At 52.0% G+C, this 24,904-nt stretch carries 25 protein-coding genes; 6 read left to right on the top strand and 19 right to left on the bottom strand.

Features of this window, described 5'->3' with window-relative positions; all coding sequences use genetic code 11:
• Positions 1 to 6 precede the first annotated feature (6 nt).
• The 7 genes from sufS to IM284_RS03675 all read right to left on the bottom strand — a co-directional run bounded on the left by sufS (position 7) and on the right by IM284_RS03675 (position 7,544).
• Entirely contained in the window at positions 7 to 1,227 is a 1,221-nt protein-coding gene (gene sufS / locus IM284_RS03705) for a cysteine desulfurase SufS (RefSeq protein ID WP_028012868.1), read from the bottom strand.
• A complete protein-coding gene (gene sufD, locus IM284_RS03700; protein ID WP_047368388.1) occupies positions 1,224 to 2,495 on the bottom strand; it encodes a Fe-S cluster assembly protein SufD in 1,272 nt (423 codons plus the stop codon). Before sufD ends, sufS begins: the two co-directional genes overlap by 4 nt.
• A complete protein-coding gene (sufC, locus tag IM284_RS03695) occupies positions 2,470 to 3,216 on the bottom strand; it encodes a Fe-S cluster assembly ATPase SufC (protein ID WP_193055727.1) in 747 nt (248 codons plus the stop codon). The genes sufD and sufC overlap by 26 nt, the downstream gene beginning before the upstream one ends.
• A gap of 9 nt (positions 3,217 to 3,225) precedes the next feature.
• Positions 3,226 to 4,716 (bottom strand): Fe-S cluster assembly protein SufB, encoded by a 1,491-nt coding sequence (gene sufB, locus IM284_RS03690; RefSeq protein WP_028012865.1) that lies wholly within the window; start codon positions 4,714 to 4,716, stop codon positions 3,226 to 3,228.
• 8 nt (positions 4,717 to 4,724) lie between these two features.
• The gene (gene sufA / locus IM284_RS03685; RefSeq protein ID WP_041910386.1) at positions 4,725 to 5,093 is read right to left on the bottom strand and encodes a Fe-S cluster assembly scaffold SufA; all 369 of its coding nucleotides are present in this window, start codon (positions 5,091 to 5,093) and stop codon (positions 4,725 to 4,727) included.
• Between the two features lie 313 nt (positions 5,094 to 5,406).
• Positions 5,407 to 6,135 carry a MerR family transcriptional regulator gene (locus IM284_RS03680; RefSeq protein WP_047368386.1) on the bottom strand — a complete coding sequence of 243 codons (729 nt, stop codon included), beginning with the start codon at positions 6,133 to 6,135 and terminating at the stop codon, positions 5,407 to 5,409.
• Positions 6,136 to 6,323: 188 nt separating this feature from the next.
• Positions 6,324 to 7,544, bottom strand: a complete 1,221-nt coding sequence (locus tag IM284_RS03675) for a diguanylate phosphodiesterase (RefSeq protein ID WP_047368385.1) — start codon at positions 7,542 to 7,544, stop codon at positions 6,324 to 6,326.
• A 340-nt stretch (positions 7,545 to 7,884) separates the two neighbouring features.
• Between IM284_RS03675 and ycgZ the strand changes: the two genes are divergently transcribed.
• From ycgZ to fdhF, 4 genes are all read left to right on the top strand, one after another.
• Positions 7,885 to 8,124, top strand: a complete 240-nt coding sequence (gene ycgZ, locus IM284_RS03670) for a regulatory protein YcgZ (RefSeq protein WP_028012861.1) — start codon at positions 7,885 to 7,887, stop codon at positions 8,122 to 8,124.
• Between the two features lie 4 nt (positions 8,125 to 8,128).
• Positions 8,129 to 8,449 (top strand): hypothetical protein, encoded by a 321-nt coding sequence (locus IM284_RS03665; RefSeq protein WP_047368384.1) that lies wholly within the window; start codon positions 8,129 to 8,131, stop codon positions 8,447 to 8,449.
• Between the two features lie 29 nt (positions 8,450 to 8,478).
• The gene (locus IM284_RS03660) at positions 8,479 to 8,757 is read left to right on the top strand and encodes a biofilm development regulator YmgB/AriR family protein (RefSeq protein WP_047368383.1); all 279 of its coding nucleotides are present in this window, start codon (positions 8,479 to 8,481) and stop codon (positions 8,755 to 8,757) included.
• Between the two features lie 184 nt (positions 8,758 to 8,941).
• The gene (gene fdhF, locus IM284_RS03655) at positions 8,942 to 11,092 is read left to right on the top strand and encodes a formate dehydrogenase subunit alpha (RefSeq protein WP_047368382.1); all 2,151 of its coding nucleotides are present in this window, start codon (positions 8,942 to 8,944) and stop codon (positions 11,090 to 11,092) included.
• Between the two features lie 67 nt (positions 11,093 to 11,159).
• On the opposite strand, the gene IM284_RS03650 is transcribed toward fdhF, so the two are convergent.
• From IM284_RS03650 to IM284_RS03615, 8 genes are all read right to left on the bottom strand, one after another.
• Positions 11,160 to 11,801, bottom strand: coding sequence for a LuxR C-terminal-related transcriptional regulator (locus tag IM284_RS03650; RefSeq protein WP_047368381.1), 642 nt, complete (start codon positions 11,799 to 11,801; stop codon positions 11,160 to 11,162).
• A gap of 10 nt (positions 11,802 to 11,811) precedes the next feature.
• Complete coding sequence (locus IM284_RS03645; protein ID WP_047368380.1) at positions 11,812 to 12,498, bottom strand: EAL domain-containing protein; 687 nt, start codon at positions 12,496 to 12,498, stop codon at positions 11,812 to 11,814.
• A 42-nt stretch (positions 12,499 to 12,540) separates the two neighbouring features.
• Complete coding sequence (locus tag IM284_RS03640) at positions 12,541 to 13,050, bottom strand: fimbrial protein (protein ID WP_047368379.1); 510 nt, start codon at positions 13,048 to 13,050, stop codon at positions 12,541 to 12,543.
• 12 nt (positions 13,051 to 13,062) lie between these two features.
• Positions 13,063 to 13,572, bottom strand: coding sequence for a fimbrial protein (locus IM284_RS03635; RefSeq protein WP_126326128.1), 510 nt, complete (start codon positions 13,570 to 13,572; stop codon positions 13,063 to 13,065).
• A gap of 10 nt (positions 13,573 to 13,582) precedes the next feature.
• On the bottom strand, positions 13,583 to 14,506 hold the full coding sequence (locus IM284_RS03630) for a fimbrial protein (protein WP_072058753.1): 924 nt from the start codon (positions 14,504 to 14,506) through the stop codon (positions 13,583 to 13,585).
• A gap of 8 nt (positions 14,507 to 14,514) precedes the next feature.
• Positions 14,515 to 17,055, bottom strand: a complete 2,541-nt coding sequence (locus tag IM284_RS03625; RefSeq protein ID WP_226838531.1) for a fimbria/pilus outer membrane usher protein — start codon at positions 17,053 to 17,055, stop codon at positions 14,515 to 14,517.
• A 40-nt stretch (positions 17,056 to 17,095) separates the two neighbouring features.
• A complete protein-coding gene (locus IM284_RS03620; protein ID WP_028012853.1) occupies positions 17,096 to 17,773 on the bottom strand; it encodes a molecular chaperone in 678 nt (225 codons plus the stop codon).
• Between the two features lie 61 nt (positions 17,774 to 17,834).
• Entirely contained in the window at positions 17,835 to 18,353 is a 519-nt protein-coding gene (locus IM284_RS03615; protein WP_047368377.1) for a fimbrial protein, read from the bottom strand.
• A 405-nt stretch (positions 18,354 to 18,758) separates the two neighbouring features.
• On the opposite strand from IM284_RS03615, the gene IM284_RS03610 reads away from it, so the two are divergent.
• The gene (locus IM284_RS03610) at positions 18,759 to 19,421 is read left to right on the top strand and encodes a winged helix-turn-helix transcriptional regulator (protein ID WP_047368376.1); all 663 of its coding nucleotides are present in this window, start codon (positions 18,759 to 18,761) and stop codon (positions 19,419 to 19,421) included.
• A gap of 87 nt (positions 19,422 to 19,508) precedes the next feature.
• The gene (locus IM284_RS03605) at positions 19,509 to 20,147 is read left to right on the top strand and encodes a helix-turn-helix domain-containing protein (RefSeq protein WP_080461416.1); all 639 of its coding nucleotides are present in this window, start codon (positions 19,509 to 19,511) and stop codon (positions 20,145 to 20,147) included.
• Positions 20,148 to 20,162: 15 nt separating this feature from the next.
• Here the strand turns inward: IM284_RS03605 and IM284_RS03600 are convergent, their stop codons facing one another.
• The 4 genes from IM284_RS03600 to IM284_RS03585 are packed head-to-tail and all read right to left on the bottom strand — an operon-like array spanning position 20,163 to position 24,862.
• Positions 20,163 to 20,804, bottom strand: a complete 642-nt coding sequence (locus tag IM284_RS03600) for a LuxR C-terminal-related transcriptional regulator (protein ID WP_047368375.1) — start codon at positions 20,802 to 20,804, stop codon at positions 20,163 to 20,165.
• Between the two features lie 41 nt (positions 20,805 to 20,845).
• Positions 20,846 to 21,358, bottom strand: coding sequence for a fimbrial protein (locus IM284_RS03595; RefSeq protein ID WP_047368374.1), 513 nt, complete (start codon positions 21,356 to 21,358; stop codon positions 20,846 to 20,848).
• A gap of 11 nt (positions 21,359 to 21,369) precedes the next feature.
• On the bottom strand, positions 21,370 to 22,317 hold the full coding sequence (locus tag IM284_RS03590; protein ID WP_047368373.1) for a fimbrial protein: 948 nt from the start codon (positions 22,315 to 22,317) through the stop codon (positions 21,370 to 21,372).
• A 1-nt stretch (position 22,318) separates the two neighbouring features.
• Positions 22,319 to 24,862 carry a fimbria/pilus outer membrane usher protein gene (locus IM284_RS03585; protein ID WP_063438346.1) on the bottom strand — a complete coding sequence of 848 codons (2,544 nt, stop codon included), beginning with the start codon at positions 24,860 to 24,862 and terminating at the stop codon, positions 22,319 to 22,321.
• Between the last annotated feature and the right edge of the window lie 42 nt (positions 24,863 to 24,904).

Below are 24,904 nucleotides of genomic sequence, written 5' to 3'. Positions count from 1 at the left end.
CTCTTCTTAGCCCAGCAGTTGGTGAATGCGCTTAAGCCCCGCCACCAGCCTGTCGACCTCTTCCATTGTGTTATACATCACCAGCGATGCGCGGCACATTGCCGGCACTTGATAAAAGGCCATCAGCGGCATGGCGCAGTGGTGCCCGGTACGGACGGCCACGCCGTAGTTATCGAGGAAGCTGCCCACGTCATAGGCGTGGTGTTTCCCCAGGTTAAAGGCAATCACGCCCTGTCTGTCAGCCGGGCCATACAGGGTAAGGTCAGGCACGCTGGCAAGCTCCTGCAGCGCGTAGTGCATCAGCAACTGTTCGTACTCCTGGATGGCGTCCAGGCCGATTGCGGAGACGTAAGACACCGCCGCCCCCAGGCCGATAATCCCGCCAGTGTTGGGGGTGCCCGCCTCGAAACGCCAGGGCGCGCGGGCGTAGGTCGTCCCTTCCGTCAGGCTGACGGTGGCGATCATCGATCCGCCTCCTTCCCACGGCGGCATCGCCTGCAGGATGTCCTCTTTCACATACAGCACGCCAATCCCGGTCGGGCCATAGAGCTTATGCCCGGAGAATACGTAGAAATCGCAGTCCAGCGCCTGCACGTCCACCGCGTGGTGCATCACCGCCTGCGCGCCGTCAATCAGCACCTTCGCGCCGGCCTGATGGGCTTTTGCGATAATCTCTGTCACCGGGTTTTCGGTGCCCAGCACGTTAGAGACCTGGGTGACCGCCACCAGCCGCGTTTTATCGTCCAGCAGGGCGTCAAGCTGCTCCAGCTGCAGCGTGCCATCGTCGTTCAACGGAACGACCCGCAGCTGTGCGCCGACACGCTCGCAGAGCATCTGCCACGGCACAATATTGGCGTGGTGCTCCATCTGGGTGATGATGATGTTATCCCCCGCGCGCACCTGGGCGTTGCCCCAGCTGTTGGCGACGAGGTTAATCCCCTCGGTTGTGCCGCGCACAAATACCAGCTCTTCCGGCAGGCGTGCATTGAGGAAGGCTGCAATTTGCGTGCGCACGTTTTCCATGCGCTGGGTCGCCTCGGCGCTCAGGGTATGAATACCGCGATGCACGGCGGCGTAGCCGTGGCGATAGAACTCGGCTTCCGCATCCACCACCTGATTCGGCTTCTGCGCGCTGGCCGCGCTGTCGAGATAGGCCAGCGGCAGGCCGTTCACTTCACGGGTCAGAACCGGGAAATCGGCCCGCACTTTCTCTACGGGAAAACTCATGCTTCGCCTCCGGGCAGACGCTGACCAATGCGGGCCAGCACCTGCTGCTTCAATACGCCATCGTGCAGCGCTTCCGTAAGCTCCGCCGCAAAGGCGTAGATGATCATTTTCTGCGCCGCCTGCTGGTCGATGCCGCGCGAGCGCAGGTAGAACATCTGCTCGTCGTCGATCCGACCGACCGTCGCGCCGTGGCTGCATTTTACGTCGTCGGCGTAGATCTCCAGCTGCGGCTTGGTGTCCACTTCCGCCAGACGCCCCAGCAGCAGATTGTTGTTGGTCATCTGCCCGTCGGTTTTGATGGCGTGCTGGGCCACGTTAATCAGGCCGTTAAACACCGCCCGCCCTTTATCGCTGACGATGGTTTTGTGCAGTTGTCGGCTGTTGCAGTAGCCTTTGTTGTGCTCAAGCCAGGTGCGCGTGTCGCACACTTCTGCCTTCACCGGCATCGCCAGGCTGTTGATGCGCAACGTAGTGTTTTCACCGTTAAGCTGCGTGCTGGTGTTGTGGCGCAGCACCGCGCCGCCGAGCAGGAAGCTGTGGCTGTACGCCGCGGCATCCTGGCCCAGCAGGAGATCGTTATGGGCAAAATGGTGGCTCTGCGGATTCTCAAACGCCAGCTTAATATGGTGAAGCTGCGCATTGGCGGCAACGTTCATCGTCAGCCGCGACCCGGTAAAGTGGCGGGTCTCGTTGAGACTGACGTAATGTTCGATTACCGTGGCCTCCGCCCCCTCCGCCAGCTCAAGGTGATGGCGATAGTGCGCGGTGTTGATCTCATCGCCCTCCACGCCCTGTGTGATGTGCATCAGCAGCAGCGGTTTTGCCGGACGCTGGTTACGCTTGACCTGAATATGCGTCACGCTGCGGGCCAGGCTCTCGGTCAGGTGGAGGAAGACTTCCGGCTGAACCGGGGCGCTCAGGCTCTGGCGGTCGTCGTTAATGACGATATCGAACCCGCTATCCCGGGTGTCATCACTCAGTTCTGGACGCCAGACGCCATCGACAAAGACCAGACGCACCGCATCCACCGTCAGCGCCAGATCGTCGCGCCGGGCCGGATCAATCTCCGCCAGACGCGTCACAAACTCGCCGTTCAGCAGGCCGTCGAGTGGGGTGTATTTCCAGTTCTCATGCTTCCGCGTCGGCAGGCCGAGGCGCAGCATCTGCTGCAGGTGCTGCTGCGCCTGCTCGGAGCGCGTATTACCCTGCTCCTCAAACAGCCGGTGCCACTGCTGGAGCGCATTACTGCTGTTCGGTAAGCCAGCCATAGCCCTGCTCCTCCAGTTGTTTAACCAGCGTAAAATCACCGGATTTCACAATACGTCCCTGGTAAAGCACGTGGACGTAGTCCGGCTTGATGTAGTCCAGAATGCGCTGGTAGTGGGTGACAATAATGAACGAGCGCTTGCCGTCGCGCAGGGAATTCACCCCGTCGGCGACAATCTTCAGGGCGTCGATATCCAGACCGGAGTCGGTCTCATCCAGAATGCACAGCTCGGGCTCCAGCACCGCCATCTGCAGGATGTCGTTACGCTTTTTCTCGCCGCCGGAAAAGCCGACGTTGACCGAGCGGGCCAGCAGGTCTTCCGGCATTTTCAGCAGTTTGATCTTCTCTTCCATGAGATCCTGGAAGTCGAAGCGATCCAGCGCCTCCTGGCCGCGATACTTGCGCACCGCATTCAGCGCCGTCTGGAGGAAAAACTGGTTGCTGACGCCCGGAATTTCCACCGGGTACTGGAAGGCCATAAAGATGCCCTCACCCGCGCGGTCTTCCGGCGACATCTCCAGAAGATCTTTGCCGTTAAATTCGACCGAGCCGCCTGTCACTTCGTAATCTTCGCGTCCCGCCAGCGTCGCTGAAAGCGTACTTTTCCCGGAGCCGTTTGGCCCCATGATGGTGTGAACTTCACCCGGCTTGACGTCAAAATTGAGACCGCGCAGGATCGCTTTCTCTTCCACGCTAACCTGTAAATCTTTAATACTTAACATGTGCTTTCCTTAACCGACGCTGTGTTCAAGACTAATGGCGAGGAGTTTTTGTGCTTCAACGGCGAATTCCAGCGGCAGTTCAGAGAACACGTCCTTACAGAAGCCGTTCACAATCATCGAAATGGCATCTTCTTCGCTGATGCCGCGCTGCAGGCAGTAGAAGAGCTGATCTTCCCCAATGCGCGACGTGGTCGCCTCGTGCTCCAGCTGAGCCGTGTTGTTGCGACACTCCACGTACGGGAAGGTATGCGCCCCGCAGTCGGCACCGATCAGCATTGAATCACACTGGGTGAAGTTACGCGCGTTGGTGGCCGTCGGCATGATTTTCACCAGCCCGCGATAGCTGTTCTGGCTATGCCCGGCGGAGATCCCCTTCGAGATAATCGTCGATTTGGTGTTTTTCCCAATGTGGATCATCTTGGTGCCGGTATCGGCCTGCTGATGCCCGCTGGTCAGCGCCACCGAGTAAAACTCACCGATGGAGTTATCCCCGCGCAGAATACAGCTCGGGTATTTCCAGGTAATAGCGGAGCCGGTTTCCGACTGCGTCCAGGACATTTTGCTGTTTTCGCCTTCGCACAGCGCACGCTTGGTGACGAAGTTCAGGATACCGCCGGTATTGCCGTCGCCGGGGAACCAGTTCTGCACCGTGGAGTATTTCACCTCGGCGTCTTTGTGAATGATGACCTCTACCACCGCCGCGTGCAGCTGGTAGCTGTCGCGCACCGGGGCGGAGCACCCTTCGATATAGCTGACGTAGCTGCCTTCGTCCGCTACCAGAATGGTGCGTTCAAACTGTCCGGTTTTTTCGGCGTTGATGCGGAAATAGGTGGAGAGCTCCATCGGGCAGCGTACGCCTTTCGGCACGTAGATAAAGGTGCCGTCAGAGGCTACCGCGGCATTCAGCGCGGCGAAGAAGTTATCGTTGCTCGGTACCACGGTGCCGATGTACTTTTTCACCAGATCGGGATGGTCATGAATGGCTTCGCCAAAGGAGCAGAAAATGATCCCCTGCTCGGCCAGCTTTTCACGGTAGGTGGTCGCCACCGAGACGGAGTCGAAAATGGCGTCTACCGCCACCTCTCTCCCCTCGCGCACGGGCACGCCCAGCTGGTTAAACGCCTCTTCAACCTCTTTGCTCAGGAAGCTGTTCTCGGCACCGGTCTGCTGGACCGCGCCGGGCTGCGAGGCGCAGGTATCGTCACAGCTGCCGCAGGAGGGCGCGGAGTAGTAGCTGTAATCCTGATAGTTCAGCTTGTCGTAGTGGGCTTTCAGCCAGTGCGGCTCTTCCATCTCCAGCCAGGCGCGGAACGCGCTCAGGCGAAATTCGAGCATCCACTCGGGCTCGTTACGTTTGGCCGAAATGGCGCGCACCACATCTTCATTAATGCCTTTCGCCAGCTCGTCGGTCTGCAGCTGCGTGAAAAAACCCTCTTTATAGTTGAGGTGTCCGCCGCTCCAGGTGTTTACATCACTCGTTGCTTCAGTATTACGAGACATAGTACCGCCTATACCCCAAAGCTTTCGCCGCAGCCGCATTCGTTCTGGGCTTTCGGGTTATGAAATTTGAATAACTGGTTTAAACCTTCCCGCACGTAATCCACTTCGGTTCCATCGATAAACGGCATAGCCTGCAGCGCGACGTACAGCTTTGCGCCGTCGGTTTCAAACACCAGGTCATCTTTTTCCGGTGCGGTGACGGTATCCAGCACGTAGCCAAAGCCCGCGCAGCCGGTCTGCTTAACGCCTAAGCGCACGCCGAGAATGTCGGGATTTTTTGCTACCAGCTCGTGGATATGCGCTGCCGCCGCAGGCGTGAGCGTTAATCCTCGCCAGGCAAAATCGGCAGGATTGAAGGTTTCTGAATGCAGTTCCATAGGTCCACCTCATCTGATTAGCCATCAGGGCATAACACCATGTTAGTGATAACGATTATCACTTCAACCCTCTGTCAGCAGGGGCATTCGGCTAAACCGCCCTTTTTGTCTACTTTTATTAAGCATAGACCCTGTGGCAGGATGCAGGCAGGATGGATTTAATTGTTCAATACTTTGAAAATTAATGGATTATCTGTTGGAGAAAACAGCGAAGAGAGGAAAAGTAAAATATGTATCGGAAATGCCTATTTTTGAGATAGCTTTTGTTCTGGAAGTGTCTAAAACAATAAAAGGCCCTCAAGGCCTCTGATTATTATTGGTGAAATGAAACGCTAAAACCCTGCTCACGCCAGTGATCCAGCTGTTCCTGCTGACGCGGTGTTGGCGTCTTTCCCGTCCAGACGAAGATTTTTTGCCCCGGGAAAAGTTCAGGACGCGGAGAATCAATCGGGTCCGCCAGCACGTCAATGTGCCAGCCTTGATGCGCCAGCCGCGCGGCTTCAAGCCAAAGATGGGTACGGTCATCGCATTCCCAGCCGATAAGCAACGCATCTTTACCCGCTTTCTTGCGCGACTCCGCCAGGCTTAGAACCGCGAATTCAATCAGGACGCCGTCAAGCATGCTCGCCATGTGGCGTACAGTATTTTGATCCTGATTCATTCGCTGGCGGACGGGGGAAATGATGTTATCAATCAGCGCATCCATGGCGTGATCCCGGCGGAACTCACCGATTTTGGCGCGCAGCTTTGCCGGGCTGGCATAACGCAGAACGGTCATCATCTCTTCCTGGAACGAGACCCAGTTACCCTGAGTCAAGACTTCTTTATTTTCCAGCAAGGCTTTTACTTTTCCGACCGAAACGCCGCTTTTCATCAGGCGTTTGATCTCTTCAATACGCAGGATATCTTCATCGTCAAACTGACGATGACCCCCTTCGCTGCGCTGCGGCTTCAACAATCCATAACGTCGCTGCCAGGCACGCAGCGTAACGGGGTTGATACCGCATCGTTCGGCCACTTCGCCGATACTGTAATAGGCCATTAACTCCCTCACGCTCAGAACTTCCATACCTAACTACACCAACCTTATCAGATTGTACAAACCATTTGTATAACTAAGACCGCATTTTGCACAGGTGAAAGGGGTCGTTCTCCCTTCACCTGTTAATACATTGTTGTCTAAAGTTTGCTTCTCGTACAGCTAAGTCTGCCGAATTTTGTACAGCTTTATCAAAAATCGAATTTCTTCTCCGGCCATGCAATCGCCGGAATTCCGCCATGCCGGGGGCTTGCAAACAGATGGCCCTGGAACTGGGAAATGCCCGCAGATTCCAGCCACATCCACTCTTCTGCCTTCTCCACGCCGACCGCGCAGAACTGAATTTCAAGCGAGGAACAGCATTTGATAATCGCCTGAATGATGGCCTGTCGAGGGCCACTTTTATGCACGTTCGCGACGAGATCGCGATTAATCTTAATTCTGTCGGGCTGGAATTGGGCCAGTAGCTGTAGTCCCGCAAAGCCGGCACCAAAGTGATCGATCGTCACGCTGATGCCTGCACTTTTTAGCTGTCTGACTGAATCCGTGAACTCGTCAAAACGGGAAATGGCTTCACTTTCGGTAAACTCCACCACAATTTGCTCAGGAACAAAACCGTTTGCTCCAATCGCGGTGAGCAGGAAATCAACGGCGTTAGGAATGTTAACCAGCGTCATAGGCAGCAGGTTGAGGGATAACGTCTGGTTCTGCAACCCGAGTGCGCTGGCCATTGAGAGGGCCACCTGCTTGCTGTGCAAATCAGAGGTATACACGTCGTCACGCGGCAGATTGGCAAAGTAGATCCCCGGTGCGCCGCCGTCAGGCGTGCGGAGAAGTGCCTCCCAGGAGACGACCTGCTGCATAAACGGATCGACTATCGGCTGGAAAGCAAAGCTGCAATCCGCTCCTTTCGCGACCACCTCGGGTTGCGCTGACAAGCGTGTTTCTTCGCGAACGAACTCCCAGGAATCCGCAGGCGGCAGTTCAAAATAGTTAGCTTTTTCCGTGGCCTCGACAAAGGTACGGAAAAACTGCAGCGGACGGTCATTGTAAGTCAGCTGATAGCGTGTTGTTCCCTTGTTCAGCACCTGTTGCAGCACCTCGTTCCTGTCGAACTGGCGCAAATCAAAAAGCTCCATCCCCACCTTGCCAAAACGCCGAACAGGCCCGTGATCGCGCATCAGCTCGACTACGTTATGGTGTCGCGGGTCGTTGCAGATCTCCTCATAAATAGCAGAAACATGCTCCACTGGCCCCTCAAGCAACTGAAAAAAATGTGTGCCGTTAAACAACAAGATCCCCGTGACGTTGGCTTGCCGGTTTTTATTATTTGCAGCAGCGACCATAGCTTCCAGTGCTTTCACTGGAACGTCCTCGCAGATATGACTGCGGTAAATGATGGTTGTAAGCATGCGATTCCTGGGGGTTAAGGGTTTTGACCACAAAAACATGTGGAGAGACTTCTCTTATAGCACATTAATTGCCTCACAAATAATTTACATCTCAATCATTTACGCCCGTTAATGGCACTCTCACAAGTGTTGTACAACTTAACAGCGGCTGTGCGATTTGTACAATATATTCTGTAGCATTACCGTTTCATGAACAACAAACAACTAATTGAAAAATAGAGTATTTATAAAATATATCCTGATTCTATTAAAAATTTGTACATTTTTAATGTACAAATTTAGAAAAAGTGTATACCTTAAATGTAACGTTACTGATTACAAAATTTTACAGGAGCGAAACATGCAGCAGAAAGGTTACGTCGCAGATTCCGCAGCAGCAATCGCACAGTACTTCGAAAAAGCCACGCTTCCCACCCAACAGGAAACGCTGGGTCAGGTCGTTGTTGAGATCCTTAGCGACGGGCGAAATCTCAATCGCAAATCGCTCTGTACCAAACTGTTAAGTCGCCTTGAAAGGGCCGAGGGCCCCGAAGAGGAACAGCATTACCATATGCTGCTTGGCTTGCTCTTCGAACGATAACGTGATGAACAGCAGTGACGCAGACAAACTGACCGATCAGCTGATTGGCGAAGCCGTTCTTTCTCTTTTGAGAGAGCGTGGCCCCGTTACAACTGAAGCTCTGGTTCAGCGTCTGCGGCAGATGAAAACACATGAAAAGAATCCCCGGCGGCGGGAGACACTGGCGAAGGCGATTGCCGATATCGGATCAAAAAGCCTCGGATTAAAACGTCGCAGAACCGCGCAAGGACGAATGAGCAGAGAGGGACCTCTCAATGATAACAGAGGCAATGTAGTGTCGTTGTTTGGAAAGGGAAAGCCGTCCGATCCCAAAAAAATACATTGACTGCATTTTAACAGCTACGGTGAGAACAAATGAGACAAAATATTCAGCTTCAACCCGAATACCACTCTGCTTTTTTAGACAGTGCGCTGGCGGAATATTTCCGTCACGCAGGCGATCGTTTTGCTGAAGAGTCCGCTATTTTTTCTACTGCAGTACGCTGTGTTCTGGCCTCTGAAGGTCATATTTCCAATAAAGCGATCATCCTGTGGCTCATTCAGACGCTGGAAGCGACCAGAGACGTTGTGCAGGCGGATGTTATTCGTAAGACGCTTGAGATCGTTGTGGGCTACACCATGGATGACGTTTAAACGCCCTGCCATTCAGCGATCGTGTCATCGTCAGAATTGTCGAACATGCTGACGATGACACCCCCCTCTCTTCATAACCCCCTGTAAAGAAGCGTTATAAAGATGGCATGGTTTCTGCTTACTCCCTGTTACGGGACTGGGCTTACCAGTCATTTTGCTTCATTTCTTAACAGGTCTGTTATTGATGAAAAAAATCGCCAGCGTCTGCCCTTACTGTGGTGCAGGCTGCAAACTAAACCTTGTCGTTGAGAATAACCGTATCATCCGTGCCGAAGCGGCAGAGGGGGCCACAAACCAGGGCACGCTATGCCTGAAAGGATTTTACGGATGGGATTTCCTTAACGATACCCGCCTGCTCACCCCACGCCTGACCCAGCCGATGATCCGCTACCGCAAGGGAGAGACATTCACTCCCGTGACCTGGGAAGAGGCTATCCGCTACACCGCCCAGAAGCTCAGCAGCATTAAAGCCCAGTTCGGCCCGCGTTCGATTATGACCACCGGGTCGTCGCGCGGTACCGGGAATGAAACCAACTACGTGATGCAAAAATTTGCCCGCGCGGTGCTGCACACCAACAACGTCGATTGCTGCGCGCGCGTTTGTCACGGTCCTTCCGTCGCCGGACTTCAGGAGACCCTCGGCAACGGTGCAATGAGCAACTCTATCAACGATATTGAACACTCCAAATGCCTGCTGGTATTTGGCTATAACTGCGCAGACTCCCACCCTATCGTCGCCCGGCGCGTGCTAAAAGCCCGTGAAAACGGCGCGAAAATCATCGTCTGCGACCCGCGCCGCATCGAAACGGCGCGCATTGCCGATCAGCATCTGCAATTGAAGAACGGTAGCAACATGGCGCTGGTGAACGCCTTTGGCTATGTGCTTCTGGAAGAGGAGCTGTACGACAAGAATTACGTCGCGCGGTTTACCGAAGGACTTGAGGCCTATCGGCAGACGGTGAAAGAGTATGCCCCAGAGCGCGTAGAACACCTCACCGGCATCCCCGCCCGCGACGTTCGTCAGGCAATGCGCACCTTCGCGGCGGCCCCTTCCGCCACCGTAATGTGGGGAATGGGCGTGACCCAGTTTGGCCAGGCCGTCGATGTCGTCAAAGGACTTTCCAGCCTGGCACTGCTGACCGGCAACCTCGGCCGCCCTGCCGTCGGTGTCGGTCCCGTGCGCGGGCAAAACAATGTTCAGGGCGCCTGCGATATGGGCGTTCTGCCGAATATGTTCCCCGGCTATCAGGATGTGACCGATCCGGCTGTCCGGCAGAAGTTCGCCGATGCCTGGGGGATTGACGTGAATAACATGGACGATCGCGTTGGAACTCGCATTACCGAAGTGCCTCACCTTGCGCTGGAAGGCAAGGTCAAAGCCTATTACATCATGGGGGAAGATCCGCTGCAGACGGAAGCCGATCTCGGCCTGGTCCGCAGCGGTTTCGAGGCGCTTGACTTCGTGGTGGTTCAGGACATCTTTATGACCAAAACGGCGGAAGTGGCGGACGTTCTGCTCCCGGCCACCTCCTGGGGCGAACACGGCGGCGTCTTTACCTGCGCCGACCGGGGTTTCCAGCGTTTTGGCCAGGCTATTGAGGCCAAAGGCAACGTGAAGCGCGACTGGGAGATCATCAGCCTGCTCGCCACCGAGATGGGCTATCCGATGCATTACGACGATAACCAGCAGATCTGGGATGAAATGCGCGAGCTGTGCCCGCTCTTCTACGGCGTGACGTATGAAAAAATGGGCGAGATGGGCCACGTGCAGTGGCCGTGCCCGACGCTCGATCACCCCGGCACGCCGTACCTCTACAAAGATAATCAGTTCGATACCCCGAGCGGTAAAGGGCAGCTCTTTGCCGCACCGTGGCGCGCGCCGGCCGAGACGCCCGATGATGATTATCCGCTGGTACTCTGCACGGTACGCGAAGTTGGGCACTACTCCTGCCGCTCGATGACCGGGAACTGCGCCGCGCTGCAAAGCCTCGCCGATGAGCCGGGACGGGTGCAGGTGAATCCTGCCGATGCGGACAGACTAGGTATTAGCGACGGTCAACTGGTCTGGGTACGTTCGCGCCGGGGTAAAGTGATCACCCGCGCCAGCATTAGCGAGCGCATCAACGCCGGGGCGGTCTATATGACCTATCAATGGTGGATCGGGGCCTGCAACGAGCTGACGCAGGATAATCTCGACCCCGTATCAAAAACGCCGGAGACAAAATATTGTGCGGTGCAACTGGAGGCCATTGAGGATCAGCGCTGGGCGGAGGACTATGCGGCGTCGGCGTATCAGTCCATGAAGTCGCGGCTGATGAGCGCGGCGAACGTCTGAGGAACAGCGTAAATAGCATCAGGTTTACCCGGCACCAGAATGATCATCTTTTTGGCCGGGTAATTCCCTAATGAAACAGATCTAATGCATCACGAAACAAATTGGGGTTACAGCGCTTTTCAAGCAAGCGGTTCAGGAGCTCCAGCAATTCATGCTCACTGCTCAGGTTAAACTTATGCATAACCGCATACTTATGGGCATAGATCGTCTTTGGCGTAAGCATCATCTCCCTGGCTATGTTTTTGACGGATTCCCCCTTGAAAAGACCGGCCATAATATTGAGCTCACGCTGTGATAACGTTTTATGCTTACAGCTTAAACAGGCTTTTGAAAGGACAGGGATAACGGGCGCACTGTATGCACTCCAGGCCTGGCGCAATACCCTCTTCAACAGATAGAGTGACGCTGAGCGCGACACAAAAAAGGTCTGCTGAATGCAGAACGGTAAAAACGATGACGATGGCTCTTCCGCTTCGGTAATACCAATTATGACGCATTTACGCGCACATTTTAATTCCGGGAAACAGGTATAATGTTCGCCCTTGCTGAACGCATAAACGATTATTTCCGCCCGAGCAATATTCTCCACATCATAGCCATTGAGAAAATTGACTTTTTTTGTATATTCATTGTTAAAAAAATCTTCAACAAATGACCTGAGGCTATGGTGATATAAAAAATCATCTTCTTTAATTAAAACATTTATCATTTATCATTTATCAGACCGAGACATAATCGACACTCAACTTTTTTTCAGGCCAAAGAAATCCCTGCATTAAATTGCATCCAGTATTCTGAGCCAAAGAAAACAGTTCGTTATTTTCGATGCCTTCAATAAGCACCTGATCTACCATCATAGCGCAGTAGGCTATCATTGATTGTAAGGCCCGGGGAGTCAATCTGTTTTCCCACAAGCTCTTTTTATCTACTTTAACACCATCAAATATGCAAATACGTTCACCCAGCGGCGCTAAATGCTCACTTCTAACATCATCCAACCATATCTTTGCACCTGTTTTTTTTATTCTCTGATGCATTATATCAAAACTCTCTCGCTCTTCATTTGTTAGCAAAATAAAATTGCACGGATCTTGTACCTCAATAACGATACCAGAACGCAGGCTGGGCAATATTTCACTGACCAATTCTGATTGGCATAATAATCTTGCGGGGACGTTAATAAAATAGTCACCATCCTCTTCACACAGAGGAATTATACGCAACTGCCAGCGCAGCAAACGAGAGCTTGCACTTAAAGACATCTTTTCAAAAAACGTTTCGCAATCAATTCCCTGACGTAAGGTACTTAGCATCTCCCAAGCCTTTATCTTCTTTTCCTGTGAAGAATAGATAGGCTGGAACCGAACACCGCATATAGCATGCTCAAGCAAGGAATTAATCAACATGGATGTCTCAAACTTATTATTTTAAAAAAGATATTTCAGCCGTTACTGATAGGTAAAATCAACGTTCATTACTGACTGGAAAGTTCCAGCAGTGGAATTTCCCTGCGGCGTAAACATTCTCGCTGACAGGGGAAATGTCGAGCTGCGCGTACTGTTATCGACGTTGACCTGCATTGTGCTGTTTACGCTATATGTTGTCGCATGATCCCTGCTGGCGATACGTAATGCAACATTGTTGCTGGTTCCGCTGTTTTTCCATGCCGTGGGATCTTGCGTATCTGCATTACCGGTAAATTTGGCCGTTACGCTGCTGGTGCCTGTGGGACAATTTTGCACCAGCAGATCAAAGTCAGACCAGACGCCACCGTCACCGGCATTGATGAGATTTTGCTTTGTATCTTCCCCCAGATTGACCACTTTAGAAACGGTGCCCGTGTCAACGACACACGGGCTGGCAATGACCTGGCCAGTAACAATGATAGTGGTATCAGCGCAGGTAATTAAAGGGGCTGAACTCAGGAGGAAGGCAAATAAAAAGAGTTTATTATTCATATGATCTAGTCTTTATTGATAACTCATTGTAATAACTATCGCCGTATTAATTGAACCAGGCGTTGTATTACCATGAAGAGAATATGCGCCAACTTTAAACGCCATCGATGCTGTACGGTCACTCTGGACAGTTTTAAAGACTGTAGTGCCAGGACCTAAATAATCACCAGTTACGCCATCATACAAAACAACAGAGGCATTCCCTGCCGTACCTGAATTCTCATAAAGGTTAGGTGAGTCGTGGGATGCAAGACCACCAATATCTGCTCTGACAGTACTTGTGCCTGTTGGGCAGTTTGTGACTGTCAATGTAAACGGCACTGCAGTAGATGATGAGCCAGGAGCTGCGAGTGCTGTTGCCTGAATATTACCTAAATCAACATAAAGGCTGTTTGCTCCTCCGTTGACAATACAGGGTGACGCCACGATATTACCAGTCACGTTAATATTTACCGCATCTGCTGAATAAGACAAAATCGGTATCATTGCGGACAAGCTCAGGACTAAACATTTAATATTCACATTTATCCCCTTATTGATAGGTAATGTTCAACGTTGCTGTTGCATTTGCTGTTCCGGGTAAAACAGCTGATTTAGTCTGATAATAACGTGCCACGATTGGGAATGACTCCAACCCACCCCCAGATTGCTTAAGGAAAACAGTATTATTAAGATTGAGAGGTGTACCTCCATATAATATTTGCACCCCGACACCTTGCGCTACTCCCGGCCCCCCTTGACCCGATAAGGCTAAAACACTTGTATTGACCACATCAGGATTTTGCTGTCCACTCAAAGAAATATTGATATTTGCTCCAGGATTGCACGTTAGTCCGAGAGTCTGGGTAACCTGAGCATTGGCTGGCGTAGTACCTACTGTTGAACCAAAGCTTGTCGCGGGGATATTACCTATTGGGAAACTCAGCGATCCCGAAGAAGTACTACAAGCAAGTGTTGTAATGCTCCCTCCAGTAATATTCCATGTCGCGATGAAAAATTGGTTCGAAATAGATACGTTAGCAATTTGTCCACTGCGAAGTGCACCGGATACAGCGGGAGCGGTTGTCCTTACCAACTCAACTTTATACATATAAGACGCACTATAGCTGCCAATAGTGAACGACATTGGAAAGTAGTGGTGGAAACCGCCGCCTGTATCATTTTCTGAAACACGCACACCATAGCCACTCACGCCTATATCATAGAGGCTGTTCCCCAGAGAACTACCGCTCATCGCTTCCTGGTAAGTATTCGCAGAATCAGTACATGAGTAATTCACATTGTAAATACCCGATTGTGCAGCAACAACCGTTCCCGGCGCCACATCGCGCTGCGCAGTAATGTTACTAAAATTTAAATTAAAGTTTTGCGCAGAGATATTGTTTGTGCAGCCAGCAAAGCTTTCTACGGATATTAACGTCAAAATCAACAGCAAAAAAATTTTAAGCAGATTCATTTTGTTTCCTATCGACAAACAGTACTGACAACCGCAATGTTATTTTTAACATCGGAAGGTTTTAAAACGTATGAGGCTTTACACTGCTTATCACTACCCTCACCCCATTGCGCGATAAGGTCGACCTTCTCGCCTAAGCCTGTGAGATAAACCTGCCCATTATCGCCGACAATAAAGCCGCTATTTTTAATACCACCCACGCTGACAATCGCCCCAAAGGGAATGGGCTGTCCGTTACCGCGCAATAACGTAAACAATGCACGCTGACCAACGTTGGCAGTATATTCAGCGCGAACAATAGCTCCGCGAGTCGGCACAACGGTCCGGGTCGTGAGATCCAGTTCTACATCATCGGACATACTTTCTGGGTCGATTACGATATCGTTTTTACGGTAGACGTTGACGTTATTTACCGTTGTATATCCCCGATAGTCCGTTTTCGCGCCCGTTTGGTTTCGCACTATCAGACCTTTCGCCCCAGGCACTTTAACCAGGACGTTCGTTTCCCCCAGCGGTTGCGATAACGTCACGCCGTCAGCATGCGCAATGACCCCGCCCTGGATTCCGTAGTTCAGACGCTCATTGTTCTGGTCGTAGCTGTACCCTGCCGTCACCTCACCATAGGTACCCTTGTAATCACCGTTTACGTTGCCGCTGTATCCGACATTATCGCTGCCATAGCCCTGCTGAACGTTCCAGTTCAGGGCATTGTTTTCCAGCGCGGTCCCGTTGATGCCAACCGTATGAGTCGTTCCGCTATTTTTACTGTTATTAACGCTGTAGTTTGCCCACGTCTGCGGCAGGAATTTATCCAGCGGCACGCTGATGTTAAACGCCACCATCCGGTCTTTGTCATAGCTCGTAGGGTTACCGTAGGTACCAGGCGTCCCGTTACGCGTTGAGGTAAACGTCAAACCGTAGCTGATGCCGTTCCAGAAATTGTTATACCCCAGACTCCAGGACTCCATGGCTCGCCCGGAGTTCCAGTAATCTTCGCGAACGGCGCTCACCATGATCGAGCCTAATGAACCGCCCAGAGACTGGTTCATCGTCAGCTCCATACGGTTACGACGTCTGTTTTGCATCACACCGTTATCGCCATATGAATCAAGCACTTCCTGCATACCGTAAAAGCCTTTGGTCGAATAGCGGTAGCCTGCAATAGCAAAGTTAGTGCCGGTGTCGACAAAGTTCTTACTGTAGCGTGCTCGCCAGGACTGGCCGCTATCGCTCGGCAGATTTTGTGGGGTGGACCATGCCTGAATGACGTCGACAGAAACTGCGCCGAGGTCACCCATATTCTTGCCCATACCGGCAGCGATCGACTGGTAGTGACTCGACGTTTGACCACCGCCGTACGCCGTTAAGCCATACGGTAAGCCATAGATGCCCGTAATTTGCGCAAACGGTGTCTTGTCTACGCTACCGTTATAGGAACGATATTGCCCACCCGTGACGGCGTACTTGAATCGGCCTTCACGCTGTAGTACGGGCAGTGAAGCATAAGGGACGGTGAATTGTTGAATGCTACCGTCAGCCTCTTTAATTGTTACCTGCAGATCGCCCGCCCCCCCGGTCGGATACATATCCGTGATCTCGAAGGCGCCAGGCGCAACGTAGGTCTGGTAAATCTCATACCCATTCTGACGGACAATGACCTGCGCATTGGTACGCGCGATACCGCGGACGACGGGTGCGTACCCCTTGAGGGAGTCAGGTTGCATGTCATCATCTGAGGCCAGCTGCGCACCGCGGAACGGCATACTGTCAAAGACATCGGCAGGCGCAGTGCTGTCCCCGAGGGTCATCTGCGCTTTTAACGGAACGATCGCGCGCTGGGCGTAGGTATAAACGCTGTCCCATTTGTCCTTGCCATCTTCATCCCGTGACCAGGTCGTGTAATTGCGCAGACGCCATGGCCCAATGTTGATTCCCGGACGTAAATTAGCGTACTGCGTGTTGCTGGTATCACTGCTCCCGTTGCGCGAGCGGTTGTTAGCGCCACTCAGGCTGTAGTTGAGCAGTGCAGCCGTGATTCCGTCATCCCACTGTTCTGGTGGAACGTATCCGCGGGCCTGACGAGAAATCGCCGCCTGCGGAATGCTGATGAGCAGACGCTGTGCGCCAAACTGGAATTCAGTGGATCCGGAAGGTATCGCGTGCAGGTTTGCACAACGTTCGTTGTTCACCGCAAGCGCCGGAAAAAGCTCGGTTTTTACGCCCCACTCTTTAAGCTGCTCCACGGTCAGACAAGGTTCTAATTTCCCCTCATCATTGGGAGCACCAGAGATTTTGAATTCGATATCGCGCGTATCAACAAGTTCGTTATCCAGCATCACATCGACGTGATAAGTTCCCGGCGCCTGCGAGCCCGCTTCAAACGCAGCGAGATCGGCTTTACCTCCATTTTGCGGATTATCGAGCTCAACCAGGTCCGGGTTGAAGTAATCACGCGCCATGGCATTCTGCATTGAGCCAGCAAGGGCAAATGCAATCAGTAAAGCCAATCGCGCAGGTTTAAAATTATTATATTCCCTTACTATCATCATTCACGTCACCTTGGAAACGACATTCCAAAACCAATTATTTTCACAAGCTTGCGCTTTGCACGTCACTCACCGCTCCATAATCATTAATGACTTTATAATTAACAGAGGTTGAGTTAGCGCCAGCAGGTAGCGTGAAATTCATTGATTCCCCAGGAAGTACATACGAAACATTTTCAATTTTTTTACCGCCCAGACTGATTTCATTAAAGTTAATGACATAGCTGGTTGGGTTGGTAACCTGAAGTTGATTACCATTTCGACGCCAGGTTAACTGATGACTCAACTCCTGCGGCTGCTGAGACTTTAAGCCTGCAGGACGGTATATCAGCTTAATGCGCGTTTTAATCGCTATTTGCAGCGTATTATCTTTTTTGGGCGCTGACGGTATCGCTTTAATATTCAGCCAGTAGAGACTTTCCTTATCCTGCGGCAAGTTGCCAGTCACCACGACACGCTCAATGTTTTGCTGACCGCCATCGAGTCGATACAACGGAGGGGTAATAATAAAAGGAGCTTTCTCAGCGCCACCATTTAATGTCTCAACCCATGACTGAATAAGGTACGGCGTCTTATCCGGGTTGTTAACATCAATGGAAGCTTCTTTTTTATTGCCATCATAGACGACACGCGTTCCGCCAATAATAACACCCGCATTGGCGGCGGATACGCTTGCTGAAATCACTGCGCAGGCAATTAAAGTTTTGCTAAGAAAATTCATTTTACACCTCGATAAAAAAGGGCCGTATACCGGCCCTCATATATTTTTCCGGTCAGGAAGATTACTGGTAGCTAACGGAGAAGTTAGCTACACCGTTTGCTGGACCTACGCCAACAGTTGCTGACGTTGCTTCGTACTGAGCAAAGAAGTCCAGCGTGTTTGGTACAGTTTCAGCCAGGCTGTAAAGGTGGGAGTTAACGCCCGCCAGCGGCAGGTCCTGGCTATCAGCCGTCATCAGGTTAATGGCAACGCCCGTTGCGCCACCGGTTACAGCCAGCAGGTTGGAGTTTGCTGGGTCCGCAGAACCGTCAAACTTGATGGTTGCGCCTGTTACGGTTGCCGGGCAGTTGGTCAGCACGATTGAGAATTTAGTCGCAGCGGTTTTATCGCCAGCAGCGGTAAATTCAGATTTGCTGTAACGGCCCAGATCAACGGTCTGGTTTACAGAACCCGCGTCAACGGTGCACGCTGCGTCGATGATTTCACCGGTGAAATTAACGGTACCAGCAGAAGCGAATGCATTAGACATGGTCAGAGCAGCAGTCGCAGCGAAAGCAGCAGCAATAATATTCTTTTTCATGATTTAATTTCCTTAATAACTTTATAAATTACCGAAATTTAGGCAGCAACATCCAGATGGATTTAGGCCATTTATTTTTGCGCCAGACATCTCATTTCCAACGTGCAGTAAGCAGAACGCAAAGATATTTATTCGATAACTTTGTTTTCACCCTCTCACTTGCTGAAGCGAAATTTACAGAAGTTTAATTTTTTCGACAATTGGTTTTTAGCCCAACAGTAGACTTTAATCTTAACTATTCTTTAACACGTAAAACTTGTTTAATTGGTCTATTTCAAATTATTAAATATTTGTTAATGGCTGAGTCCATTATGAAATCAACCTATTATTTATTTATACTCCCATCGGATAGATAATCTCTGACGCATCTTTTGACAAACATAAAGAGCGTCTGGAGGGATTAATATGAATACTAAAATGTCAACGGGAGAAATCACTGAGGTTACTCCTGCACATGCATTTAAGCCCGTTGATGATATCAATAAAATTATTGAACAAATCGCTCCCTTTGCCACGCGTTTTAATGCGAATAAAGGCGAAGTCCTGCGCTATCATTCCGGTAAAAAAAGAACCTGTTACATACTTCATCAAGGTGGTGTCACGCTGAACCGACGAGGGGATGGTATGGTGCTTAACTCTGAACAAGCGACTTTCATTATGGGTATCAGTAATCAGTTCTCACAGACCGAAAACCTGTACGTCAGAGTGAATGAAAATGCTGTGATGAGCCGCCTTTCTCTGGAACGTTTCAATCTGCTGATCGAGAGTTTTGGACTGTGGGAGAGTTTGTGCAAATTAGTGATTTACACCGCTTCTCGCGTTTACGAGCACTGCACATTGATATCACAGATGTCCTCATATGAAATAATCCGGTTCCAGTTGCTTGAACTGATGAACGAATCGGAGCGTATCCGCAGCAATATTACCGCAGCAAATTACATCCAAAGCAGAACGTATCTTTCTCGTAGCGGCATAATGCGGATCCTTGCAGAACTTCGGGATACCGGATGCGTTGAACTTAAACGCGGTATTTTGATTTCTATCAATCACTTACCTTTGAAATACTGAACAAAACGGGCGCTTAGGGAGACTCGGCAGGATCCACGCTATACTGAATCCCATGACTACTGGAAGGTTTGACGGACAGGCGCGCGTATGCTCGATGACTTCTCCACAAAATGGGTATGTGATCCTTCATCAGCGACAACATTGCTGATCGATTATCTTCAACACGGTTCAGATTTGAAAAAAGTGCTTCCACGCCGTCGATTAAATTTTGTGGTTGGCAATGATCGTCTCTGTTATGTATTGCTCAAAGGACGTGTCATGATACACCGTAGCAACCACGATTTAGCGATGGCTACGGTTCAAGGGCCCGCGGTGATCGGCCTCAGCAATTTGTATCAGACCCAGATGCGCGGCTATATCAAGACATTCAATAACTGTGACATCGTCATCCTTAAAATGGATTTTGTTAATGAGACGGTTAAGCGTCATAACCTTTGGGAGCCCCTTGCATATCATCTGATGAGCCTGGCAGGTAAGCTCTTTCACAGTTATGAAGATTTAACGGGCCCTTCCGCTTATGATATTGTCATCGCCCAACTTTATGCGCTCTCAAACGAAGAACCCTCGTTCAGGCTCAGTGTTACTGCTGAAAGTTATATCAGAGATAAAACCCACCTGTCCCGGAGTGGCGTGATGCGTATACTGTCGGCATTAAAAGAAGGGGGCTATATCGACATGCAAAGAGGTGTGTTACTTAATATTATTAAGTTGCCTGAAAAATTTTGATAGAGCATTGCCAGGTTATACATAATCGTTTTCCAGGAAATCGCGAAGCTGGTTGGGTTGGCTCTTTTTCTCCATCAACCTTCTCAGCAATGCGATCAGCTCGTAATCGCTGCGCAGATTAAATTTTTGCATCATCATATATTTATGGGTAAAGACCGTTTTCTCGCTCATCTCCAGCGCGTGCGCGATCTGCACAACCGACAGCCCTCTGTAAAAATTCACCATAATGCGAATTTGTTGCCGGGATAAACCTTTATGCTGGCAGTCGAAACAGTTCCTTTTAGTCCACTTGTAACCCGGTAGTTGCGTCCTGAACCACGCGATAAACAGTTCACCACTGATACGATCAAGCGATGCACGGCGAGAGAGAAAAATGATGTCCTGAAAGCAGGAGGACGACGCTGAAAATCGCAGCTCATCGTCGACGAAGCCTATCACAATCCCTTTTTTCCGGGCCAGTAACTCGGGAAAACAGGTCAGTGTTTCACCCTGACACAATGACAGAACAATAATATCAGCCTGACTGACGTTTTCATGGGTCAGGTCAAGATTAAAGGTGATGGCGCGATTAAAGTTTTGCTTAAAAAAATTCTCTAAAAAGTTCTGTAGCCCAGCCTGAAAAAACAGATCCGTTTCCTGAATCAGAATATTTAACATAGTTCATACCAATGTCTTTAAGAGATACGTATCACTGTCATTTAGTTGTACTGCATGGTCATCACAACAACGGCACTGATGCTTCCGGGCGTAACACCGCCTGAAGCGGATTTGACCCAGGCCTGCATTGGCATCGTGGCAGTGCTGTCTGCCGCAATAGCCTTTGTGATACTGGAGCCCGTCCCTTTAAGCGAGCCGGTCGCGGCGTCACTCATGGCGACGGCAACGCCAGTGGCCGTTCCGCTGTTCATGTAGTAGTCCGCGCCTGCTGCGGGATCCGGGTTACCTGCGAACGTCACCGTGACGCTGCGGGTTCCCAGCGGACAGCTTGTAAAGAGCAGATTGAACGCAACCGGATCGGACGTGGATCCTGGCGTCGCCATATTGGAAGCCTGAATATTGCCGAGGTTAATATCCAGATTCGTATTCCCGCCATTAAATATGCAGGGCGATGCCACGATATTCCCCGTTACGCCGATATTGACCGCATCGCCGGAAAACACCTTCCAGCTCAACAGGGCAAGCAGGAGCGTTTTTTTGTGCGCTATTTTCATCTTCTCACCTGCTACTGGTAGGTTATATTAAGCGTGGCCGAGGCGTTGGCCGTTCCCGACTGAACGGTCCCCAGCGTTTGATAATAACGGGCCGTTAACGGGAGCGTTTCGACTCCACCCGCGGACTGTTTTAATAGCAGGCGACTGTTCATGGCCAGCGGCGTACCGTTATAGATGAGTTGAACGCCCACCCCTTTTGCCGTTCCTGGATTACCCTGCCCCGTCAGGGCCATCACGCTCGTATTGCCGCTATCCGGATTTTGAATGCCGCTCAACGTGACGTTTATATTGGTCCCGGCGCTGCAGTTTAATCCGAGGTTCTGCGTATTTTGCGCGCCTGCCGGCGACGTTCCCACACCGCCAGTAAAGGAAGAGGCGGGTATATTTCCAATGGCGAAGGTTAATTGTGGCGTATTAATCGTACACGCCAGGGCATTGATCGTGCCGCTGGTCAACTGCGTTGTCAGGCCATCGCGATAAATAGCGTCGCTGCCCTGAAGGGTTACCACGCCGATGACACCGGGCGTGAGCGCCCCGGATGAAACCGGCCCGGTCACCACCAGTTCAATTTTTCCGCCATACCAGTCGACGTAGGAGGTTTGCGCGTTGTATGAGAAGGTATTGCTCGGGTTATCAAAATAGTTGTTCGATGAAAATCGAATCCCAATCCCGCTGACGTTGGTATTGTAAACATGATTCCCATAGGTGCTGAGCGTGGCGCCGTTATACCGCATGCTAAAACCCAGCATTAATGGATTGCTGCAGCCGGTCAGATAGGACCCCGTATTTGACGCCGCACCGGAGAATATCACCGTTCCCACAGGCGCATCGCGCTGCACGTTGAGGGTGCCCACCGACAGCGAAGACGTTTGCGGCACGATCGTCGTGCACGTCCCGGACCAGGCACCATTCCAGCCCGCCAATAAACAGAGCAACAGCAAAAATTTCATCGTTTTCATCTTAATGTTCCCGACGACAAAGGGCGTTAACGAGGGTGACGCCACCATAGGTGGCCTGTTTCGGCAGCGTGAAATCCGCGCGACACTGCTGGCCGGACTGATTTCCCCACGCCACGATCAGCGTCCCCTGCTCGCTCATGCCGGTTAAATAGACTTGTCCGCGATCGCCGACGATAAAACTACTGTGACCGTCTCCGGCGAGCGTCACCATCGCCCCAAATGGAACGAATCGACCGTCGTCCATCAGGGTCATCAGCACCTTGCGCCCCACTTTAGAGAGGTAATCAGCCCTGACCACCGCGCCTCGCGTTGGCGTCACCGTGCGCGTATTGATCTCCAGTTCCACGTCGTCAGGCATATTTTCCGGATCGAGCGTGAGGTCGTTTTTGCGGTACACGGAGAGGTTGCTCACCACCGTGTAGCCCCGGTAGTCCGTTCGCATACCGGACTGGTTTCGAATATCCACCCCGTGGGCGCCGGGTGCCTTAATCAGGGCATTGGTTTCCCCCAGCGGCTGGGAAAAGGTGATGCCGTCCGCGTGGGCCAAGATGCCCCCCTGCAGGCCGTAGTTCAGACGCTCGCTGTTCCTGTCGTAGCCATAGCCCGCCGTCACTTCGCCGTAGGTCCCTTTGTAATCCCCGTTCATGTTGCCGGTATATCCCACGCCGTCCGTGCCGTAGCCCTGCTGCACGTTCCAGTTAAGGGCGTTGTTTTCCAGGGCCACGCCGTTCATGCCCAGGCTGTGCGTAGTGCCGTTATTCTTGCTGGCGTTCATGCCATAGTTCGCCCACGTCTGCGGGAGGAATTTCTCCAGCGGCACGCTGACGTTAAATGCCAGAAGCTGGTCGTGGTCGTACGTTTTACTGCTCCCGGTGCCATACGAGGCTTCGCTGGCGTTTTTGCTGTATGTCCAGGTCACGCCATAACTGATGTTATGCCAGTAGTTGTTATACCCGACGCTCCAGGACGCCATTGATTTGCCCGAATTCCAGTAGTCTTCCCGCGCGGCGCTGAGGGTCAGAGACCCCAGATCCCCGCCCAGCGTCTGGCTCATGGTCAATTCGGCGCGGTTACGCCGCCTGTCCTGCAGCGCGGTACTGTCTCCCCAGGAGTCCAGCACTTCCTGCATTCCGTAGTAGCCGCTGGTCGAATAGCGATACCCCGCAATCGAAAAGTTTGTTCCGGTATCAATAAAGTTCTTGCTGTACCGCGCGCGCCAGGACTGGCCGCTGGTTTTGACCGTGTTATCCGGCGTAGACCAGGCCTGGGTTACGTCGGTGGAGATCGCACCAAAATCCCCCATGTTTTTACCCACCCCAACGGCGAGCGACCGGTACTTGCCCGATCCCTGCACGCCGCCGTATAGCGTCAGACCCTGCGGGAGACCATAAATAGCGGTCAGTTGCCCGAAAGGCGTCTTTTCCACGCTGCTGTTATAGGCGCGATACTGGCCGCCCGTGATGGCATACTTCAGACCCCCTTCACGTTGCAGCACCGGCAGAGAGGCGTAAGGCAAGGTGAAATGCTGTTCGCTTCCATCCGCTTCTTTGATTGTCACATCCAGATCCCCGGCACCGCCCGTCGGGTACATGTCGGTTATCTCGAACGCCCCCGGGGCGACGTAGCTCTGGTAGATCTGATAGCCATTCTGGCGCACCACCACCTGCGCATTCGTGCGCGCAATACCGCGAACCACGGGCGCGTAGCCTTTCAGGGAATCCGGCAGCATGTCATCGTCGGACGCCAGCTGGCCGCCGCGAAAAGGGATACTGTCAAACACGTCAGCCGGGGAGGAGCTGTCGCCGAGCGTCAGCTGCGCTTTCAGAGGAATAACGGCCCGCTGCGCATAGGTGTAAACGGTGTCCCATTTATCCTGACCCGACGCATCCCGGGACCAGGTGGTGTAGTTGCGCAGGCGCCAGGGCCCAATGTTGATCCCCGGACGCAGGTTGGCATACTGGCTGTCCGTTCTGTCAGCCCCTCCGGTCTTCGCCCAGGAGTTGGCCCCGCTCAGGCTGTAATTGAGCATGGCGGCATTGATGCCCTCGTCCCACATTTCTGGTGGCACATAGCCACGCGCCGGTATATCAATAGCCGCCTGCGGAATACTGATAACCAGACGCTGCGCGTTGAACTGGAAATCCGTCGAGGCCAGTGGAATGGCCTTAAGATCGGCACAGTCGCTTTTCGCTGAGACCAGCTGTGGAAAGAGCGCTGTCTTAACGCCCCACTGTTTTAATTGTTCAATGCTCAGGCATGGCTGTAATACGTCATTTCCATCAGGCGTTTTTGCTGCGGCAAAGGTAATATCCCGGGTCTCCATGAGCTGATCGTCAAGAATAATATCAACATGGTACGTCCCCGGTGCCTGAGAGCCTGATTCAAATGCGGATAAATCGGCTTTCCCCATCCCCGGGTTGTCCAGCTCGACCAGTTCGGTATTAAACGTTTCGCTGGCATAAAGCGTGGGAGAAGACCCCGTCATTGCCAGGGCGATGAGTGTCGCCAGACGTCGAGGACGTACTTTATAATGCTGTTTTTTCATTGCTGATAACCTGAGTAATGCGGGTATTACCGTTTGTCAAAA

Origin of the sequence: Enterobacter cloacae complex sp. P12RS, from assembly GCF_014895875.1 — a bacterium.
Lineage (GTDB): Bacteria > Pseudomonadota > Gammaproteobacteria > Enterobacterales > Enterobacteriaceae > Enterobacter > Enterobacter bugandensis.
This window is presented reverse-complemented; position numbering and strand designations above follow the sequence as displayed.

What these genes read in the sequence shown, in the direction of transcription:
- sufS (WP_028012868.1), bottom strand. Translation starts at nt 1,227, where the DNA reads ATGAGTTTTCCCGTAGAGAAAGTGCGGGCCGATTTCCCGGTTCTGACC.
- sufD (WP_047368388.1), bottom strand. Translation starts at nt 2,495, where the DNA reads ATGGCTGGCTTACCGAACAGCAGTAATGCGCTCCAGCAGTGGCACCGG.
- sufC (WP_193055727.1), bottom strand. Translation starts at nt 3,216, where the DNA reads ATGTTAAGTATTAAAGATTTACAGGTTAGCGTGGAAGAGAAAGCGATC.
- sufB (WP_028012865.1), bottom strand. Translation starts at nt 4,716, where the DNA reads ATGTCTCGTAATACTGAAGCAACGAGTGATGTAAACACCTGGAGCGGC.
- sufA (WP_041910386.1), bottom strand. Translation starts at nt 5,093, where the DNA reads ATGGAACTGCATTCAGAAACCTTCAATCCTGCCGATTTTGCCTGGCGA.
- IM284_RS03680 (WP_047368386.1), bottom strand. Translation starts at nt 6,135, where the DNA reads ATGGCCTATTACAGTATCGGCGAAGTGGCCGAACGATGCGGTATCAAC.
- IM284_RS03675 (WP_047368385.1), bottom strand. Translation starts at nt 7,544, where the DNA reads ATGCTTACAACCATCATTTACCGCAGTCATATCTGCGAGGACGTTCCA.
- ycgZ (WP_028012861.1), top strand. Translation starts at nt 7,885, where the DNA reads ATGCAGCAGAAAGGTTACGTCGCAGATTCCGCAGCAGCAATCGCACAG.
- IM284_RS03665 (WP_047368384.1), top strand. Translation starts at nt 8,129, where the DNA reads ATGAACAGCAGTGACGCAGACAAACTGACCGATCAGCTGATTGGCGAA.
- IM284_RS03660 (WP_047368383.1), top strand. Translation starts at nt 8,479, where the DNA reads ATGAGACAAAATATTCAGCTTCAACCCGAATACCACTCTGCTTTTTTA.
- fdhF (WP_047368382.1), top strand. Translation starts at nt 8,942, where the DNA reads ATGAAAAAAATCGCCAGCGTCTGCCCTTACTGTGGTGCAGGCTGCAAA.
- IM284_RS03650 (WP_047368381.1), bottom strand. Translation starts at nt 11,801, where the DNA reads ATGATAAATGTTTTAATTAAAGAAGATGATTTTTTATATCACCATAGC.
- IM284_RS03645 (WP_047368380.1), bottom strand. Translation starts at nt 12,498, where the DNA reads ATGTTGATTAATTCCTTGCTTGAGCATGCTATATGCGGTGTTCGGTTC.
- IM284_RS03640 (WP_047368379.1), bottom strand. Translation starts at nt 13,050, where the DNA reads ATGAATAATAAACTCTTTTTATTTGCCTTCCTCCTGAGTTCAGCCCCT.
- IM284_RS03630 (WP_072058753.1), bottom strand. Translation starts at nt 14,506, where the DNA reads ATGAATCTGCTTAAAATTTTTTTGCTGTTGATTTTGACGTTAATATCC.
- IM284_RS03625 (WP_226838531.1), bottom strand. Translation starts at nt 17,055, where the DNA reads ATGATGATAGTAAGGGAATATAATAATTTTAAACCTGCGCGATTGGCT.
- IM284_RS03620 (WP_028012853.1), bottom strand. Translation starts at nt 17,773, where the DNA reads ATGAATTTTCTTAGCAAAACTTTAATTGCCTGCGCAGTGATTTCAGCA.
- IM284_RS03615 (WP_047368377.1), bottom strand. Translation starts at nt 18,353, where the DNA reads ATGAAAAAGAATATTATTGCTGCTGCTTTCGCTGCGACTGCTGCTCTG.
- IM284_RS03610 (WP_047368376.1), top strand. Translation starts at nt 18,759, where the DNA reads ATGAATACTAAAATGTCAACGGGAGAAATCACTGAGGTTACTCCTGCA.
- IM284_RS03605 (WP_080461416.1), top strand. Translation starts at nt 19,509, where the DNA reads ATGCTCGATGACTTCTCCACAAAATGGGTATGTGATCCTTCATCAGCG.
- IM284_RS03600 (WP_047368375.1), bottom strand. Translation starts at nt 20,804, where the DNA reads ATGTTAAATATTCTGATTCAGGAAACGGATCTGTTTTTTCAGGCTGGG.
- IM284_RS03595 (WP_047368374.1), bottom strand. Translation starts at nt 21,358, where the DNA reads ATGAAAATAGCGCACAAAAAAACGCTCCTGCTTGCCCTGTTGAGCTGG.
- IM284_RS03590 (WP_047368373.1), bottom strand. Translation starts at nt 22,317, where the DNA reads ATGAAAACGATGAAATTTTTGCTGTTGCTCTGTTTATTGGCGGGCTGG.
- IM284_RS03585 (WP_063438346.1), bottom strand. Translation starts at nt 24,862, where the DNA reads ATGAAAAAACAGCATTATAAAGTACGTCCTCGACGTCTGGCGACACTC.